Origin of the sequence: Flexivirga alba, from assembly GCF_042661025.1 — a bacterium.
GTDB classification, from domain to species: Bacteria; Actinomycetota; Actinomycetes; order Actinomycetales; family Dermatophilaceae; genus Flexivirga; species Flexivirga alba.
Genome location: NZ_JBHSWH010000001.1, coordinates 4634868 through 4651213, shown reverse-complemented (window position 1 = coordinate 4651213; position 16346 = coordinate 4634868). Strand labels below are relative to the sequence as shown.

At 68.4% G+C, this 16346-nt stretch carries 18 protein-coding genes; 10 read left to right on the top strand and 8 right to left on the bottom strand.

Annotation, left to right across the window (positions count from 1 at the left end):
• Window position 1: 1 nt before the first annotated feature.
• The 5 genes from ACFQDH_RS23235 to ACFQDH_RS23215 all read left to right on the top strand — a co-directional run bounded on the left by ACFQDH_RS23235 (window position 2) and on the right by ACFQDH_RS23215 (window position 5487).
• Window positions 2–1735 carry a GMC oxidoreductase gene (locus ACFQDH_RS23235; RefSeq protein WP_382404732.1) on the top strand — a complete coding sequence of 578 codons (1734 nt, stop codon included), beginning with the start codon at window positions 2–4 and terminating at the stop codon, window positions 1733–1735.
• 32 nt (window positions 1736–1767) lie between these two features.
• Window positions 1768–2565 (top strand): SURF1 family protein, encoded by a 798-nt coding sequence (locus tag ACFQDH_RS23230; protein WP_382404731.1) that lies wholly within the window; start codon window positions 1768–1770, stop codon window positions 2563–2565.
• Complete coding sequence (locus ACFQDH_RS23225; RefSeq protein WP_382404730.1) at window positions 2558–2938, top strand: DUF3817 domain-containing protein; 381 nt, start codon at window positions 2558–2560, stop codon at window positions 2936–2938. The genes ACFQDH_RS23230 and ACFQDH_RS23225 overlap by 8 nt, the downstream gene beginning before the upstream one ends.
• A 10-nt stretch (window positions 2939–2948) precedes the next feature.
• Window positions 2949–4526: a glutamine-hydrolyzing GMP synthase gene (guaA, locus tag ACFQDH_RS23220; RefSeq protein WP_382404729.1), complete on the top strand. Its 1578-nt coding sequence runs from the start codon at window positions 2949–2951 to the stop codon at window positions 4524–4526.
• A 91-nt stretch (window positions 4527–4617) separates the two neighbouring features.
• Window positions 4618–5487 carry a phosphatase PAP2 family protein gene (locus ACFQDH_RS23215; protein ID WP_382404728.1) on the top strand — a complete coding sequence of 290 codons (870 nt, stop codon included), beginning with the start codon at window positions 4618–4620 and terminating at the stop codon, window positions 5485–5487.
• A gap of 5 nt (window positions 5488–5492) precedes the next feature.
• Here the strand turns inward: ACFQDH_RS23215 and ACFQDH_RS23210 are convergent, their stop codons facing one another.
• Window positions 5493–6650, bottom strand: coding sequence for a lysylphosphatidylglycerol synthase transmembrane domain-containing protein (locus ACFQDH_RS23210; protein WP_382404727.1), 1158 nt, complete (start codon window positions 6648–6650; stop codon window positions 5493–5495).
• Window positions 6647–7450 (bottom strand): PIG-L deacetylase family protein, encoded by an 804-nt coding sequence (locus tag ACFQDH_RS23205; RefSeq protein ID WP_382404726.1) that lies wholly within the window; start codon window positions 7448–7450, stop codon window positions 6647–6649. The genes ACFQDH_RS23210 and ACFQDH_RS23205 overlap by 4 nt, the downstream gene beginning before the upstream one ends.
• A gap of 36 nt (window positions 7451–7486) precedes the next feature.
• Here ACFQDH_RS23205 and ACFQDH_RS23200 point away from each other — a divergent pair, with 36 nt between their 5' ends.
• Together ACFQDH_RS23200 and ACFQDH_RS23195 are read left to right on the top strand one after the other, a co-directional pair.
• Window positions 7487–7684, top strand: a complete 198-nt coding sequence (locus tag ACFQDH_RS23200) for a hypothetical protein (protein WP_382404952.1) — start codon at window positions 7487–7489, stop codon at window positions 7682–7684.
• Window positions 7678–8574, top strand: coding sequence for a glycosyltransferase family 4 protein (locus ACFQDH_RS23195; protein WP_382404936.1), 897 nt, complete (start codon window positions 7678–7680; stop codon window positions 8572–8574). The genes ACFQDH_RS23200 and ACFQDH_RS23195 overlap by 7 nt, the downstream gene beginning before the upstream one ends.
• 4 nt (window positions 8575–8578) lie before the next feature.
• On the opposite strand, the gene ACFQDH_RS23190 is transcribed toward ACFQDH_RS23195, so the two are convergent.
• From ACFQDH_RS23190 to ACFQDH_RS23180, 3 genes are read right to left on the bottom strand one after another with little or no spacing between them, the layout of a single operon-like run.
• Window positions 8579–8767: a hypothetical protein gene (locus ACFQDH_RS23190; protein WP_382404725.1), complete on the bottom strand. Its 189-nt coding sequence runs from the start codon at window positions 8765–8767 to the stop codon at window positions 8579–8581.
• On the bottom strand, window positions 8761–9033 hold the full coding sequence (locus tag ACFQDH_RS23185) for a hypothetical protein (protein WP_382404724.1): 273 nt from the start codon (window positions 9031–9033) through the stop codon (window positions 8761–8763). Before ACFQDH_RS23185 ends, ACFQDH_RS23190 begins: the two co-directional genes overlap by 7 nt.
• Complete coding sequence (locus tag ACFQDH_RS23180) at window positions 9030–10388, bottom strand: PspC domain-containing protein (RefSeq protein ID WP_382404723.1); 1359 nt, start codon at window positions 10386–10388, stop codon at window positions 9030–9032. Before ACFQDH_RS23180 ends, ACFQDH_RS23185 begins: the two co-directional genes overlap by 4 nt.
• Before the next feature lie 123 nt (window positions 10389–10511).
• On the opposite strand from ACFQDH_RS23180, the gene ACFQDH_RS23175 reads away from it, so the two are divergent.
• Entirely contained in the window at window positions 10512–11801 is a 1290-nt protein-coding gene (locus ACFQDH_RS23175) for an ATP-binding protein (protein WP_382404722.1), read from the top strand.
• Window positions 11798–12460 carry a LuxR C-terminal-related transcriptional regulator gene (locus tag ACFQDH_RS23170; RefSeq protein ID WP_382404721.1) on the top strand — a complete coding sequence of 221 codons (663 nt, stop codon included), beginning with the start codon at window positions 11798–11800 and terminating at the stop codon, window positions 12458–12460. Before ACFQDH_RS23175 ends, ACFQDH_RS23170 begins: the two co-directional genes overlap by 4 nt.
• Window positions 12461–12517: 57 nt before the next feature.
• Here ACFQDH_RS23170 and ACFQDH_RS23165 read toward each other — a convergent pair whose 3' ends face one another.
• The 3 genes from ACFQDH_RS23165 to ACFQDH_RS23160 are packed head-to-tail and all read right to left on the bottom strand — an operon-like array spanning window position 12518 to window position 14541.
• Window positions 12518–13177, bottom strand: a complete 660-nt coding sequence (locus tag ACFQDH_RS23165; RefSeq protein WP_382404720.1) for a DedA family protein — start codon at window positions 13175–13177, stop codon at window positions 12518–12520.
• A gap of 18 nt (window positions 13178–13195) precedes the next feature.
• Window positions 13196–13420 (bottom strand): DUF7586 domain-containing protein, encoded by a 225-nt coding sequence (locus ACFQDH_RS23975; RefSeq protein WP_465253887.1) that lies wholly within the window; start codon window positions 13418–13420, stop codon window positions 13196–13198.
• Window positions 13318–14541, bottom strand: a complete 1224-nt coding sequence (locus ACFQDH_RS23160) for a serine hydrolase domain-containing protein (RefSeq protein ID WP_382404719.1) — start codon at window positions 14539–14541, stop codon at window positions 13318–13320. Before ACFQDH_RS23160 ends, ACFQDH_RS23975 begins: the two co-directional genes overlap by 103 nt.
• Window positions 14542–14946: 405 nt before the next feature.
• On the opposite strand from ACFQDH_RS23160, the gene ACFQDH_RS23155 reads away from it, so the two are divergent.
• Window positions 14947–16341, top strand: a complete 1395-nt coding sequence (locus tag ACFQDH_RS23155; RefSeq protein ID WP_382404718.1) for an HNH endonuclease signature motif containing protein — start codon at window positions 14947–14949, stop codon at window positions 16339–16341.
• The last annotated feature ends 5 nt before the right edge of the window (window positions 16342–16346 follow it).

The window sequence follows — 16346 nt, the reverse complement described above, 5'->3', positions numbered from 1 at the left end:
CATGACCAACCTCCAATCTGCTTCTGAAGAAAAGGGATTCGATCACGACGTCGTGGTGATCGGCTCGGGCTTCGGTGGCGCGGTCTCCGCGCTGCGCCTCGTCGAGAAGGGCTACGACGTCCACGTCTTCGAGTCCGGTCGGCGCTTCGAGGACGACGATTTCGCCAAGACGTCCTGGAACCTGCGCAAGTACCTGTGGGCCCCGCGGCTGAAGTGCTTCGGTGTGCAGCGCTACCACCAGCTCCCGGGCGTGATGATCCTGGCCGGGGCCGGCGTGGGCGGCGGTTCGCTCAACTACGCCAACACCCTCTACAAGCCGCCGGCGGAGTTCTTCGCCGACCAGCAGTGGGGCGACATCACCGACTGGGACGCCGAGCTGACTCCGCACTACGAGGTGGCACGCCGGATGCTCGGGGTGGTCGACGAGAACCCGTGCGACGGCCCCGTCGAGCAGCTCATGAAGGACACCGCGAACTCCCTGGGCGTCGGCTCGACGTTCCGCAAGACGCCGGTCGGGGTCTTCTTCGGCGAGTCCGGCAAGCAGGTCGCGGACCCCTTCTTCGGCGGCGAGGGTCCGGAGCGCACCGGATGCACCGAGTGCGGCAACTGCATGGTGGGTTGCCGGGTCGGTGCCAAGAACACCCTGATGAAGAACTACCTCGCGCTCGCCGAGCGACGTGGTGTCACGATCGAGCCGCTGCGCACGGTTGTCGAGCTGGAGCCGGTCACGGGCGGTTTCCGCGTGACCACCGAGCGCACCGGCGCCTGGGTGGCCAAGGATCGCCGCAGCGTCACGGCCGAGCAGGTCGTCGTCGCCGCAGGCACCTGGGGCACCCAGAACCTCCTGCACCGGATGAAGGTCACCGGCCGCCTGCCGCACCTGTCCGACCACCTCGGCGAGCTCACCCGCACCAACTCCGAGGAGCTCGGCGGCGCGGCCGCTGTCACCGTGCCTGACGGCGTCGACCTGACCCGCGGTGTCGCCATCACCACCTCCTTCCACGTCGATGAGCGCACGCATGTCGAGAACGTCCGCTACGGCAAGGGCTCCAACCTGATGGGGCTGATGTCGACCTTCCTGGTCAACGGCGACAAGGGCGTCGTCGGGCGGACCGCGGAGCTGGCCGGCCAGCTCGCGAGAGGACCGCTGCGGGCCGCACGAGTGCTCGGACCGAAGTGGAGCGAGCGCACGATCATCGCGCTGGTCATGCAGAGCATCGACAACTCGATCACGGTCAAGCCGCGTCGCCGTTTCGGCCGCGTCGGACTCACGACCGAGCCGGGGTATGGCGAGCCCAACCCACGCTGGATCCCCGCCGGGCACAAGGCGATTCGCGCGATGACCGAGCAATTGAAGGAGATCGGCGACGTAGACGCCATCGCTGGCGTGTGCTGGCCGGAGTTCTTCGGTATGCCGATGACCGCGCACTTCCTCGGTGGCGTCGCGATCTCGTCCGACCAGGAACACGGCGTCATCGACCCCTACCAGCGGGTGTGGAACTACCCGGGGTTGCACGTCGTCGACGGCTCTGCGATCAGCGCGAACCTCGGCGTCAACCCGTCTTTGACGATCACCGCGCAGGCCGAGCGGGCCATCGCGATGTGGCCGGCCAAGGGAGCCGACGACGCGCGTCCGGAGCAGGGTGCGTCATACAAGCGCGTAGCGGCACCCGCCGCCCGCGTCCCGGGCGTCGATCTCGGTATGCCGCTGGTGCCTGCCGCTGCCGCGGGGTAGGTCACCTCAGGCACGCGACGTAGCATGCAAGCGTGTTTCGAGCAGTCGTCCGGCCCCGCATGCTGGGACTGTTGACGCTCGCTGTCCTGTTCGCCCTCGGCTGCGTCGTCGCCGGACTCTGGCAGTGGGGTGTCGCGCAGGATCGCGGTTCGAAATCGATGTCGGACGACAGCGCGCGACCGGTGGTCGCTCTCGATTCGGTGCTCAAGCCGCAGCAGCAGTTCCCGGACAACGGGTCGCTGCAGCCGGTGCGTTTCAAGGGTCACTACGAGCCGTCCGGACAGGTGGTCGTCAGCGGACGGCTCCTGCACGGGGTGCACGGCTACTGGGTGGTGACACCGGTTGTCGTTGACAGCACCGGGGCCCGTATCCCCGTCGTGCGCGGGTTCGTCGCCAAGCCGGCGCAAGCGACCGCGCCGAGCACGAAGCCGGTCACCGTCACCGGTGACCTGGCTCCGGGTGAGGCGCCGTCGGCGAGCAACTCCCCGGCAGGACAACTGACCACGGTCGACCTGGCGGCGCTGCTGACCAAGTGGGGCGGCAACATCTACAACGGCTTCGTCTTCGTGACCGCCGAGCAGCCACCCGTGCACACGGCCGGCGTGCAGGCGTTCCCGCCGCCACAACCCGGCAACGGCGGGCTCAGCCTGGTCAATGCCGGATATGCGCTCCAGTGGTGGAGTTTCGCGGCGTTCGCGTTCTTCATCTACTTCCGCGAGCTGCGTCGGGAAGCGCACCCCGAGCTACGCGCCGGCGAGGCGACGCCGGACAATCGTGCGGGGGACAACCCCGCCATACACAACGATGAGACCGAAGGAAGTCATGTCTGAGACGCAGGTCCTCACCACCGCGGCGGGCGAGCTGCGCCCGACCGACGACCTCGCCAAGGTCGAGACCGCGCTGAAATTCTTCCGGGTGATGGCGGTGATCGCCGGTGTCGCACTGCTGATCCTGTGCGTCGAGCTGATCCTGCACTACGGCTTCCACAACGAGGCGCTGGCGTGGTGGTCACCGATCCACGGGCTGCTCTTCATGGTGTTCATGGCGTCGGTCTTCAATCTCGGCACCAAGCTGCGCTGGACGGCCGTGCGGATGATCGGCTACATCTGCACCGCGTTCGTACCGGTGCTGTCGTTCTGGCTGGAGCGCAAGGTCAACGCCGGCGTCAGTGCGTTGGTCGAGCAGGCGGACCAGGGCCGATAGAATCGAGCGCGTGACAGCGCCGCTCACCGAAAAGCCCGTTCTCGTCGTCGACTTCGGCGCCCAATATGCGCAACTCATCGCGCGCAGGGTGCGTGAGGCGCAGCTCTACAGCGAAGTCGTGCCGCACACGATGTCGACCGAGGAGATCCTGGCCAAGAACCCTGCCGCCATCGTGCTCTCCGGCGGTCCGTCGTCGGTCTATGCCGACGGCGCTCCTTCGCTCGATGCCGCGCTGCTGGAGGCGGGTGTGCCGGTCTTCGGCATCTGCTACGGATTCCAAGCGATGGTCGGCGCACTCGGCGGGACGGTGGAACACACCGGCCTGCGTGAGTATGGCGCCACCCTGGCGCAGATCGAGGACACCACGTCCACGCTCTTCAACGGCCAGCCACCGGAGCAGTCGGTGTGGATGAGCCATGGCGACTCCGCGTCGAAGGCACCCGAGGGACTGCGCGTCACCGCAACCACACCGGGCGCCGCCGTGGCTGCGGTCGAGGACGACGAGCGCAAGCTGTATGGCGTGCAGTGGCACCCCGAGGTCATGCACTCCACCTTCGGCCAGCGCGTCCTGGAGAACTTCCTGCTGCGCGGTGCCGGACTCGAAGCCGACTGGACGCCGAAGGCGATGGTCGAGGAACTGGTGGACGGTGTCCGCGAGCACGTCGGTGACGCGCGCGCGATCTGCGCCCTGTCCGGAGGTGTTGACTCGTCGGTCGCGGGAGCGCTCGTGCAGCGTGCCATCGGCGACCAGCTGACCTGTGTGTTCGTCGACCACGGGCTGCTGCGTTCCGGTGAGGCCGAGCAGGTCAAGCAGGACTTCGTCGACGCCACCGGCGTCGACCTGGTGGTCGTCGACGCGGCCGACCAGTTCCTGAATGCTCTTGAGGGCGTTAGCGATCCGGAGCAGAAGCGCAAGATCATCGGCCGCGAATTCATCCGTGTCTTCGAGAAGGCGGCGCGCGACATCGTCACCGACCGCGGGGATGAGGAGCACCCGGTCAAGTTCCTCGTGCAGGGCACGCTCTACCCGGACGTCGTCGAGTCCGGTGGCGGCACCGGAGCGGCGAACATCAAGTCGCACCACAACGTCGGCGGCCTGCCCGACGACCTGCAATTCACTCTCGTCGAGCCGCTGCGACTGCTCTTCAAGGACGAGGTGCGCCAGGTCGGCACCGAACTCGGGGTGCCCGACGGCATCGTGCAGCGCCAGCCGTTCCCTGGCCCCGGCCTGGGCATCAGGATCGTCGGCGAGGTCACCCGCGAGCGGCTGTCGATCCTGCGCGCTGCCGACCTGATCGCCCGAGAGGAGCTGACTGCGGCCGGCCTGGACAGCGAGATCTGGCAGTGCCCGGTCGTGCTGCTCGCCGACGTCCGCTCGGTCGGCGTGCAGGGCGACGGTCGCACCTACGGTCACCCGATCGTGCTGCGCCCGGTGTCCTCCGAGGACGCGATGACCGCCGACTGGACTCGCCTGCCGTATGACGTGCTGGCGCGCATCTCGAACCGCATCACCAACGAGGTCGAGGACGTCAACCGCGTGGTCCTCGACGTGACGAGCAAGCCGCCAGGCACCATTGAGTGGGAGTAACAGCGCCGACCGAGGGGAGGACGCCACGACGCACAGCGCGCGCACAAGAGGCGCCCGGCGCTCGCACACGGTCAACGCGGAGGATGCCTCCATGACGACGGCATCGATGACTCCCGTGCGCCGGGAGCAGGAGCGGCCCTGGCAACCGGGGCCGGGCTCGGCGGCGCACAGCCGGATGCCGGTGTGGGTGCATGCGATCGTCATGGCTGCTGCCGCGATCATCGGCTTGGTAGTCGTCGTCCGCTACGCGATCCACTCGGTCAGGGGCTTCGGCTTCGACGACCGAATGATGCACTCGCTCGGAACGACCCCGGACGCGTGGTCGCGCATCCTGGACGTCCTGGGCCTGGTCACCGATGCCGGCGTCGCGCTCGCCCTGGCGGCCTGCGTCGTCGTCGCGGTCCTGCAGCGCCGTTGGGCTGTCGCGGTGGCCGCAGGGGTCCTGATCGCCGGCGCCAACATCACCACGCAAGTGCTCAAATACCAAGTGTTGCAGTCAGTTTCACCGCCCAACACGCTCCCCAGTGGTCACACCACAGTCGGACTGTCGCTGGCGCTGGCTGCCGTCGTCGTCGCATCGCACCGATGGCGCCCGCTGGTGACTGCGGGAGCAGCGACGCTCGCCGCCTTCATCGGCGCGGGCACGGTCTCCGCGCACTGGCACCGGCCGGGAGACGTGCTGGCGGCGGGGATGGTCTGCCTCGGTTGGGCGGCCGTCGCACTGGCCATCGCCGGTGGCCTGCAGCGCCGGACGCCGCGCGGTCGGCATCCCGGTCTGCTCGCCGTGTCCTCGCTGGTGGGTGTCGTGCTGGCCGGTCTGGCGGTCGTGGCGATCGGGGTGCGGCCCAGTTTCGGCATACACGACCTGCCGCTGGCGATCGTGACGCTGGGTCTGCTCGGTGCGATGTTCGCGGTCGTCGTCGGCTGGGTGTCCGTCGCCGTCGACCGAACGGTTGCCTAACGAAGCTAGCCGGACGGCTTCGCGGCCACCCCGACCTTCGGCATCGCCCACCAGGCGAGCCAACCGAGTGCGCCGATCGGGATCTCGGCGATGTGCGTGAAGATCGCGAAGAGCACGACGCCCGCGCCCGCGGCCGCCGGGTTGGCGCCCCAGAAGACCAGGATGACGACCGTGCTGGCCTCGGTGAAGCCGAGCCCGCCGGGGGTGAACGGGATGGCCGTCATCAGCCGGCTGATCGCGTATGCCGCAAAGAGGTCCGCCACAGGAAGGTCGACGTGCACCGCCGCCATCACCCGCCAGAAGAGCAAGAACCACAACGCCAGCTGGCCGATGACGCCGAACGACATCGGGAACCAGCCGTGCTTGGTGACGGTGCTGATGCGGGCCCGCTGGTCCAACAGGAGATGCTTGAGATTCAACGGTTTGCCCTTGTTGGCTCCGCGCCGCATCCGGGCCACGAATGGGCCGACACGCTCGTCGAGCTGGCCGCCCAGCCACGCCGTCCACTTGGGACGGATCAGGGCGACGACGAAGCCGATGAGCAGCAGCAGGCCGATGACACCGCCCCACCACGCGCCACGACGCACGATCGAGGGCAGCGTGTCGGTCGACTGTGAGACGGCCGCGATGCCGATCAACGGCAGGCCGACCCGGAAGAGGACGTTCCAGATGCCGCTGACGATCAGGCCGGTGGAGATGTTGCGCCGGGCGAAACCCCACGAGCGCAACATCATGTAGGTCGAGGCCATCCCGACCGCGCCTCCGCCGGGCAGGATGTTGCTGACCGCTGATCCGGAGACGTTGATGATCGACGCCTTCAGGTGGGACAGGCCGGGCAGCGCGGCGGACAACGTGAAGGTATAGACCGCCAGACCCAGCAGCATGATGCCCATGCACTCCAGCGCCGACTGCGGGCCGACCAGGTTGAGGTGATGCCCGATCTCACCCCACGTGGTCTTGGTGAACCAGGGAAGCGCACCGATCATGACGGCGGCGAGAGCGATGCCCAAGGCAGCGTTGATGACCAGGCGCGGGCTGAGTTTCGGCATTGCGGGTGACGTGCCGTCGTCATCATCGAGGGCCCGCTTGTTGGCGGCGACGATTTCCTCGAGTTGCACCGAGGGCTCTGCTGCGTCCGCAGCCGCGCGCCTCGAGCTCTTCATGCCAACCCCGCAAAGATGTCGTCATCGAGCGGGCCGGTGTGCGCTGGGTCGCGGAACCATTCCCGTCCGAAAATGACATCATAAATTGGTCGAGGTATCTGTAGAAACCCACTTAGTGTTCGGTCGGCGCCATCGTCGGCCGCTGCCTGGGACGCGTGGGCCCGCATCGCGGCCCGTTTCGCGCTGATCTGGCCGCGCACGTCGACGCGATGGGTGATCTGGGCGCGTGGCGTGAAGGCGCGTTCGTAGACCTCCACGTCGAAGTCGCTGGGCAGCCGGTGGATGCGCGAGACCAGCCGAACTGCACGGGTCAGCAGCTCGCGGGGAACCGTCGCCTCGACGACCCGTGGGGTGCCCGCCAGACGCGCGGCCTGCGCACCGACCTCGTGGACCTTGACGTGATCGCGGTGGCCGTAGCCGCCCGCTGCGTCATACGACATCAGCACGTCGGCGTTCTCCTCGCGCAGGATGCCGGCGAGCAATCCGGCGGCGCCGGTGGCGCGCACGAACCGGCGACCACCGGGCGGATCGGGCGGCACGTCACCGACCATTCCTGAGTCGGCATACCCCAGATGTATGACGCGTGCGACGCCCATGGCTGCGGCGCTGCGCTGCAGTTCCTGCAGTCGGCGGGTGCCGAGCTCGTCCTGGAAATCGCCGGACGTCAGACCTAGTGCGCCGTCGGTGGCCACCACGAGGACGACACGGTGCCCGGCAGCGGCCGCCTTGGCCAGAGTGCCGGCAGTCAGCAGCGCTTCGTCGTCGGGGTGAGCGTGAAACGCCACCAAGGTGTGGGACATCGGGTCCATCCTCGCTCATGGCACGCTAGGTGATCGATGAAGGTCGCGTTGCTGTCGGACTGCTACCCGCCGAGACTGGGTGGCATCGAGGCGCAGGTGCACGGTTTGGGCCGTGCCCTCGCCGATGCGGGGCATGCCGTCGAAGTCTTCACGATCGCCCCGGGTCCGGTGTCGCACGAGCCGGCCCCGGTGCACCGGTTGGGCTTGCGCCGGGAGTTGCCCGGGGGCTGCTGATCAACCCGGCCGCGCGTCGCGCGCTGCGAAAAGCGTTGGCGGACAGCGATTTCGACGTGGTCCACGCACATCTCGGTGTCGTGAGTCCCTTCGCGATGGACGGCGTGCAGGTCGCGCTCGATGCCTCGTTGCCGGTCGCCGCCACCTGGCACAGCGTGACCGGGCGCTCCGAGCCGGTGGTGCGGGCGCTGGGATATCCGGCGCGCTGGGCGCGCCGCGGTGTGGCGCTGTCGGCGGTGTCGGCAGTTGCCGCTGCTCCGGTCGAGCGCATTGCGAAGACGCCGGTTTCGTTGATTCCCAACGGGATCGACACTTCCTTCTGGTCGGCGGGAGAAGTTTGCCCGGCGGGTGACGGCTTGCGGGTGGTGAGTGCGATGCGACTGGCCTCGCGCAAGCGGCCGCAGCAACTGATCGAGCTGGTGGAGCGTGCTCGGGCCGTCAGCGGGCGCGACATCCGGCTGACGATCGCCGGCGACGGACCCCTGCGGCGCCGGCTCGATTCCCGATGCCCGCACTGGTGCAGATTGCCCGGCCGATTGTCGGCCGGCGCGCTGCGCGATCTCTACCGCTCGGCCGACGTGTATGCCTCGCCGGCGGTGCTGGAGGCTTTCGGCATCGCTGCCGCGGAGGCCCGGTCGTGCGGGTTGCCGCTCGTCACTCGGGCCGAGAGCGCAGTCGCGTCAATGATCGAGCACGAGCGAACCGGCCTGGTGGTGGGCGACGACGACGAGTTCGCCACGGCGTTGTCCCGGCTCGCCACGGATTCCATGCTGCGAGAACGGCTTTCGTCGGCAAGCCGCACAGACCGCATCGGATTCGGTTGGCCTGACGTGCTCGGGAAGACTCTCGCGGAGTACGACCGGGCGAGGCGACTCGCGACACAACGCTGAGCGGTCATGGCCCGGGCAGGATGCGGTCGAAGTCGCTTTCGCGGTGCGCGTGGTGCACCACGGCGCTGATCGCCGCCAGTAGCAGGAACATCACGCCCGCGCCGATCCCGACGCTGATGCCGACGATCGGCCAGTTCGGGTGGTCGTCCAGCCGCCATACGACGACGATCGCTGCGATCGCCAGGATCACCACGCCGCGTATGACGCTCGGCAGGTGCGGCCCGCGCGGCCTGATGGCCGCCGGGGAGAGGTCACCGGCGCGCCGGTGACCGGCAACTGGCCGGTGCCTTCCGTCAGGCCCGCAGGTTGCGGGGTGATCGGCCGAGTTGGTTCCGGGGCGGGATATCCGGCCACCTTGCGGTAGGTGGGAAGTTCCTCGGTGGGGTGTGCCTGTGGAGTGACGCCCCGCGTCGAGTCCTCCGCGGGATCCCGGTCCGGGCCGTACTGCTGCATGGTCATGACTGCTCCTTGATGGTGATGTTGCCGATGCCCACCCGTGCGTCCAGGTCGATGACCTTCGAGCCCGTGCCGACGGTGACCGTGCGGTGGGTGTCGACGCCGCCGTAGTTGACGAGGTGCTGACCTCCTCGGACCACTTCGATGCCGCCGATGTTGACGTAACCCTTCACTCGGACTGTCGTGTCAGCGGGCACTGTGATCGTCAGCTGCCCGACGTTGACGCGGGTGTTCAGGTGCGTGTGAGCGGCGAGCCCCGTGCCGCCGACGTCGCGCAGGTCGAGTTTCCCGTCGCCCACGCGCATCGCGAAGTTGTGCTGGGTTCCGGGCGCGACCGATGTCGGGCGCCAGCTCTGGTCTCCGATGCGGCCGGTCCACGGCATACCTGTCGGCAACGCCGCGGAGGTGAGCAGTGCCACGAGCGCGACCACCGTCGCCAGTGGGCCGAGTGCGCCGCCACGGCGCCCCGCCAGTCCCCCGATGACCAGCGCGAGCGCCGCGACGGCGGCTCCGGCGGCCAGGCCCACCTGAAGGGCACTGTCGCCGTGGGAAGTGCCGACCAGCACCAACGCCGTGAAAGCGCCTGCCAACACTGAGATTCCGATGATCGCGAAGCTGAGAGCCACCCCGAGCCGGCGGCGCTTGAGGCGCACCGGTGCCGTTGGCGCCGTGGGTGTCACCGTGGCTTGTTTCGTCAAGTCGATGCGGCCGTCGCGTGCGGCGGCACCTGCTGCGGCGGCCCGGTTGCCGATGCTCGGCTCCGGCTGCGGACCGGCCTGCGCTCGTGGCGGCATCGGCGTGTTCGACGGCGTCGCTGCGGCGTCAGTCTGCCTGTTGCGCATCGCATCGCTCAACCGGTTGCCCCAGTCGGACGTCGACTCGTCCGGGCGCCGAGCACCCGGGCCGTGACCGTTCCACGCCAGGAACGCCCAGGCGAGGAACGCCAGGCCGACCGCCTGACCGAAGACACCCCAGCCGGAGCCGATCGACCAGAACACGCCGAAACCGCCGAACGACACCGCTGCCGCGACGACGCACAGCACGATCGAGGACGCATGCCCGTGCCGGACCGCCTTCTCCACGACGATCTCGCCGGCCTCGTCGGGCAGCAGGATCCAGGCCAGGAAGTATGCCGGGATGCCGATCCCGAACAGGACGGTCGCGAGCAGGAACCCCGCTCGCACGATGAGTGGGTCGACGTTCCAGCGTCGCGCCAGGCCGGCACAGACCCCACCGAACCATTTGTCCGCGGCCCCACGCACCACGCCGAAAAGTCGCGCCGCGGCGAAGAGCCGGTCGAGCGCGTCGCCGTGCTGCACCGGTGGGGGCGGCTGGGTGGCGGAAGTCTGTTGCGTCATACCGACCACGATGGTGGCGCCGGGGCGCTCTCGCCATGAGGGTCGACCCTGACGCCCCCTGAGCGACCCCCAAAGCTGCGCCGATGGCTCGGAGCACGGCCGTTCGTGGGCCAGACTTGAGGTGTGAGCCAGACAGTCCGGACCGAGGCGGTGCCCCGCCCACCGCTGACCCGACCCCGCGAGGGCCGGTGGGTCGCGGGTGTCTGCGCGGGGGTGAGCAGCCATCTCGGCATACCGCTGATGACCCTGCGGGTGATGACGGCGGTGTCGCTGGTGTTCCTCTTCGGGGTGCCGGTCTACGCGTTCCTCTGGCTGACGATGCCCGAGTCGGACCGACCGGCGTTGCTGACACCGTTCGAGAAATCCACGACGAGTCGAATCTCCATCCGGCGGCTGCTGCTGATGGGTGTGCCCGTGTTGGTGGTCGGTGGCATGGCCGCGGTCAGCGCCTTCACGTCGATCGCGAAGCTGTCGTTCACCATCCCGCTCCTGGTCATCGGTGTCGGCCTGGTGCTGGCGTGGTCGCGGCTGGGCAGCGTCGAACGCCGGCAATGGATCAGCACCGCCGATCGCCGAGAAACCCGCATTCGCACCGTGATCGGCATCGTGCTGGCGCTGACCGGGCTGATCCTGTTGCTTTCGCAGGGTGGCGGGATAAGCCGGCTGCGGGACGTCGCAGTCGGGGTCCTGGTCGTGCTGCTCGGGGCCGGCATCCTGGGCGCGCCGTTCATCGCGCGCTTCGTCGACACCTTCCGCAAGGAGCAGACCGAGCGGATCCGGGCGACCGAGAAGGCCGACATCGCCGCGCACCTGCATGACTCGGTGCTGCAGACGCTCGCGCTGATCCAGCGCCGTTCCGACGACCCGAAGGCAGTGCAGTTGCTGGCCCGGGCCCAGGAGCGCGAGCTGCGCAGCTGGCTGTATGCCGAGCAGGCGTCGACCGGCCGCACGCTCGCGACCGCGGTGACCGACGCAGCCGGTGAGATCGAGACGTTGCACGGCATACCGATCGATCTGGTGGTGACCGGTGACCGGCCGCTCGGCGAGGCGGAGGAGGCGCTGCTTCGCGCGCTGCGCGAGGCGCTGGCGAATGCGGTGCGGCATGGTGAGCCGCCGGTGTCGGTCTACCTGGAGGTTGGTCCGACGGCCGCCGAGGCGTTCGTCCGCGACCACGGCTCGGGTTTCGACCCGGCCACCGTCTCCGAGGACCGGCTCGGTGTCCGTGAGTCGATCATCGGTCGGATGACCAGGCACGGTGGCGAGGCGCAGGTGCGTCGCCTGGAGCACGGGACCGAAGTGCGACTGCGGATGCCGCTGGAGACGCCGACGGCCGGCGCCACCGACGATCGCAACAATGGCGAAGACGACAACGGCAGAACCGATCAAACCGACAACGACAGGGAGCAGCGATGACCGCACGCGTGGTGTTGGTGGACGATCACCGGATGTTCCGGTCTGGGGTCAAGGCCGAGCTGGACGACTCGGTGACAGTGCTCGGTGAGGCACCCGATGTCGATGCCGCGATCAAGGTCATCCGCGAACAACGGCCCGACGTGGTGCTATTGGACGTGCACCTGCCCGGCGGCAACGGCAACGGCGGTTCCGACGTGGTCACCGGCTGCGCCGGCGTGCAGACCGAGGCCGGTGATCCGGTCCGCTTCCTGGCGCTGTCGGTGTCAGACGCCGCCGAGGACGTCATTGCGGTCATCCGGGCGGGTGCTCGCGGCTACGTCACCAAGACGATCAGCCCGAACGACCTCATCTCGGCGATCCACCGGGTCAAGGACGGTGATGCGGTCTTCAGTCCGCGGTTGGCCGGCTTCGTGCTCGACGCGTTCGGTGCGACCGCAGGCGAGATCGCAGAGGTCGACGAGGAGCTCGACCGGTTGTCCGCGCGCGAGCGTGAGGTGATGCGGCTGATTGCGCGCGGCTACCAATACAAGGAAGTCGCCAAGGAGCTCTTCATCTCGGTGAAAACCGTTGAGACACATGTGTCTTCGGTGCTGCGCAAGCTGCAGCTGTCGTCCCGGCACGAGCTCACCTCGTGGGCGATGCAGCGCCGCCTGCTCTGATGCGCTGATCGAGTGCCGGGGGAGCGCAGCGGAGGAGGGGTATCGAGATCTGGCGGGCTAATCGGCGGGCGTGGGTGCCGACCCTTCTGCTTCTTCGCGTTGCTGGACGAAGATCTTGACGTTGCGCTCCATTTTGCGACGCAGCACGGTTGAAGCGAGCAGTCCGAGGACGAGCGCGAGGCCGAGGGCGACATACGAGAAGTTCTTCAGGTACTGCTCGGCGGCAGTGCCGATGTAATAGACGAGGTAGGTCGTGCCGCCCGCCCAGCAGATCGCGCCAGTGGCGTTGGCGAGCAGGAACCGCGGGTAGTGCATCTTGAGCGAGCCGGAGAGCGGCCCGGCGAAGATGCGCAGCAGCGCGATGAAGCGGCCGACGAAGACTGCCGCCATACCCCATCGCTGGAAGACATGCTCGGCGTAATCGACCAGGTCGCTGCTGAAGTGGTGGGGGAAGCGGCGTTCGAGGTAGCCGAAGAGCCGCTCGCCATACCGACGACCGATGGCGTAGCCGATCGAGTCACCGATCACCGCGCCGAGGACGGCCGCGATCGCGATGCCGTGCGGGCTGATCGACACCTCGTGGCGGGAGGACAGGATCGCTGCCGCGACGAGGATCGTCTCGCCCGGGATCGGCACTCCGAGGCTCTCGATGCCGACGGCGAGGCCCGCGATGAGGTAGACCGCCATGGGCGGGATCGTCGTCAGCCAATGATCCATCGCAGTCCCTAACGTCGGTCAGCGCCAGCCTGTTCCGGCGCCGCCCGGAATGTCTCCGTCAGGATCGTACGGCGTGCGGGTGAATCGGAAGCTGCCCAGGTCGAGGTATGCCGGCGCGCCGTCTTCGTCGCGGTGCACGGTCAGGCGCTCGCCCGCGAAGTATTCGTCCTGGCCGGTCCAGGCGCCTGCGCCGTCCGGGGTGAACCGGGAGCCTCGGCCACCTTCGACCGGCGCGAGCCGCAACCGGCTTCCTCGGCGGTGAGCACATGTGGGCGTGGCCCCCAGAACCACGTGCCGACGATGTCCACGACGTCTGGTGTCGGGGACTTGGCGGTCCAGCCGGCGCCGATGTGGTGTTCGCGCAATTCGCGGACGAGACCGATGGTGTCGAGGGTGAGTCCGGCGGTGCTGTTGACCAGCTCGACGACGCCGTCGCCGGTCTCCGGGTCGATCTTCAAGCTCGACTGGTGACCGGGCATCGACCCGCCGTGTCCGATGAAACGTCGTCCGCCGGAGTTGATGATGTCGAGCCCGAAGCCGTAAGCGCGGGTGTATGCCGTGCCGGGATCGTCGTTGATCAGCGCGGGGATCTGCATCTCTCGACGCAGGTCGTCCGACAGCACCTGCTTGTTACCGCGCGCGAGGAAGACGGCGAAGGCGGCCAGGTCGTGCACCGTCGACCAAAGCTGTCCGGCGGGTGCCATGGCTTTTGTGTCGGTGTTGGGTTCGTCGTGGAGCAGGTCGGCATACGGGTGCACGGCCAGTCCGGGCGCAGCTTTGGCGGTCGGGGCGTAGGTGGTGTCGTGCAGGCCGAGCGGCTGCAGGACCTCCTCGTGCATTCGGTCCCACCAGGTGCTGTTGCGGAGGCGGGCGACCAGCTCGCCGGCAACCGCGAATCCGACGTTGCTGTAATGGAATCGGCGACCGGGTCGATGTATGGCGTGGATGCTCGACTGCAGTTCATCCCAGGTGCGTCCGTGGCTCCGCTCCCACCACGCGCCCTCGGTCTCGGCGGGCAGGCCGGCGCCGTGCGTGAGCAGCTCGCTCACCCGTACTCCCTGGAGTTTGTCGGCCAGCTCAGGAAGGTGCTTCGCGATCGGGTCGGTGAGGTCGATCAGGCCGTCGTCGACCAGGCGCAGCGTGAGCACCGCGGTGAAGGTCTTGGTGATCGATCCGATGCGGTATTGCGTTGCGGTGGTTGCCTTTTCGCCATTCGCGTGGCCGTCGATGTTGCCCGCTGCCCCGGACCAAACGACCTCACCATCGCCGATCACGGCTGCAACCGCGGAGGGTGCGCGGCTGGTGCGCTGCGCCTCGGCCAGGCGGGCGTCGAAGAGGTGTGTCAGGTGTGCGTCCAGGGCCATGGCTCGATCCAATCACGTTGGTCGAGCGCAGCGGAGGCGGAGCCAAGGTGGTTGAGTAGCGGGGGAGCGCAGCGGAGGAGTGTATCGAAACCCCGTCCCTCGATCGGTCATCTTGGTATGGCGTCGGCTAGGCCGCCGTGGGGTGGCGTCGGCTGCGCCGCCGTGCCGGTCTCACTCCGTTCGCTCCGCTAGCGCTCCGCTCTCTGCATAGGCCCGGCCCGACGACGTACCCGACGCCCAGGCGCTCACCTGATCCTGGGGTTGAGTTGCCGTCACTGCTCGTCTTGGTCGCCGCACCGTGTCCACACCCTCCTCGCGAAACTGTGGACGACCGAGGAGGATGTGGATAACATCCGGACGCGAAAACTGTTGTGCTGCAGCAGTATTCGTGGCATACTCGAACACATGGACGACACACTACGGCACGACACGAGGACACCCACGGGTGTCCTCGACGTGGCCGCGGTGCGCGCGTTCCACGACCGGCTCGACGACCTCAGCACCGACAACCCGTTGGAAGCAGTCCGGGCGCTGGCCGAGCTACAAAACGCGATTTCGGCCCGGCAAGCCCACCTGGTCGTCGCCGCCGATGAGGCCCAGCAGGCCCGCGACATCCCCCGGGGCATCACCGCCCGCGACACCACCCGGGAAGTGGGCTCACAGATCGGGTTCGCCCGCCGCTGCTCCGGGCAGCGTGGTGCGGCGTTCCTGAACCTCGCGCACACCCTGGTCGAGGACATGCCGCGCACGCTGGCCGCGTTGGCGGCCGGAGTGATCTCCGAATGGGACGCCACCCGGGTCGTGCGTGAGACCGCCGGCCTGACCCGGGACGGGCGGGCCGACGTGGATGCCGCGATCGCCGATCAACTCGGCGCTGTCGCGACCAACCGGCTGGTGACCGCCGCCAGGACGGCAGCGTGCCGGGTCGACCCGGACGCGGTCCGGGCCCGCCGGGTCAAGGCCGAAACCGAACGCAAGGTCAGCCTCCGACCCGCACCCGATGCGATGGCCTACCTGACCGCGTTCCTGCCCGTCAAAGACGCCCTGGCGTGTAAGGCGGCCCTGGACCAAGCAGCCACCGACGCTGCCAAGACCTGCGACAAGCCGCGGGGGCAGGTGATGGCCGACACCCTGGTCGAACGCGTCACCGGCCGCCGGCCCGTCACCGGCGGCACCGACCTGAGCGTGAACCTGCTCATGTCGCTGGATTCGTTGACCGGGAACAGTCCCGCGTACGTGCCCGGGTACGGGCCGGTCCCGGCGGACCTGGTCGGCGAATGGTTCACCCAGGGCGACCCGACCGGGCCGCTGATCCGGCGCCTGTTCACCCACCCCGGCACCGGGGACATCATCGGTATGGAGTCCCGGGCCCGCCGCTACCCCGGGTTGCTCGCGTTGTTGATCCTGTTACGTGATCAGGTGTGCCGCACACCCTGGTGCGGGGCACCGATCCGGCACACCGACCACATCACCCGGCACGCCGACGGTGGCCCCACGTCCGAACGCAACGGGCAAGGCCTGTGCGCCCGCTGCAACTACGTCGAAGAACACCCCGACCACACCCTGACCGGCGACGCCAGCCAAACCCGAACCACAACAGGCGGATTCACCGCCCACAGTTACCCACCCGCACCACCAGGCATGCCACCACCAACCCGGTCATACCTCGAACGCACCCTGATGGAAATCACCTGGGCGCACTCGATCGCGCCGCCCGGCCAAGACAGCGACCAGGACAACGGCGACCAAGACAACGCCGACCAAGACAACGGCGAGCGTGACAACGACCGCGACGACTGAGCGCC

Excerpts from the sequence above, each read along its gene's own strand:
- ACFQDH_RS23165 (WP_382404720.1), bottom strand. The coding sequence starts at position 13,177 with ATGGATCATTGGCTGACGACGATCCCGCCCATGGCGGTCTACCTCATC.
- ACFQDH_RS23235 (WP_382404732.1), top strand. The coding sequence starts at position 2 with ATGACCAACCTCCAATCTGCTTCTGAAGAAAAGGGATTCGATCACGAC.
- ACFQDH_RS23205 (WP_382404726.1), bottom strand. The coding sequence starts at position 7,450 with ATGTCCCACACCTTGGTGGCGTTTCACGCTCACCCCGACGACGAAGCG.
- ACFQDH_RS23155 (WP_382404718.1), top strand. The coding sequence starts at position 14,947 with ATGGACGACACACTACGGCACGACACGAGGACACCCACGGGTGTCCTC.
- ACFQDH_RS23200 (WP_382404952.1), top strand. The coding sequence starts at position 7,487 with ATGAAGGTCGCGTTGCTGTCGGACTGCTACCCGCCGAGACTGGGTGGC.
- ACFQDH_RS23170 (WP_382404721.1), top strand. The coding sequence starts at position 11,798 with ATGACCGCACGCGTGGTGTTGGTGGACGATCACCGGATGTTCCGGTCT.
- ACFQDH_RS23180 (WP_382404723.1), bottom strand. The coding sequence starts at position 10,388 with ATGACGCAACAGACTTCCGCCACCCAGCCGCCCCCACCGGTGCAGCAC.
- ACFQDH_RS23215 (WP_382404728.1), top strand. The coding sequence starts at position 4,618 with ATGACGACGGCATCGATGACTCCCGTGCGCCGGGAGCAGGAGCGGCCC.
- ACFQDH_RS23160 (WP_382404719.1), bottom strand. The coding sequence starts at position 14,541 with ATGGCCCTGGACGCACACCTGACACACCTCTTCGACGCCCGCCTGGCC.
- ACFQDH_RS23210 (WP_382404727.1), bottom strand. The coding sequence starts at position 6,650 with ATGAAGAGCTCGAGGCGCGCGGCTGCGGACGCAGCAGAGCCCTCGGTG.
- ACFQDH_RS23185 (WP_382404724.1), bottom strand. The coding sequence starts at position 9,033 with ATGACCATGCAGCAGTACGGCCCGGACCGGGATCCCGCGGAGGACTCG.
- ACFQDH_RS23225 (WP_382404730.1), top strand. The coding sequence starts at position 2,558 with ATGTCTGAGACGCAGGTCCTCACCACCGCGGCGGGCGAGCTGCGCCCG.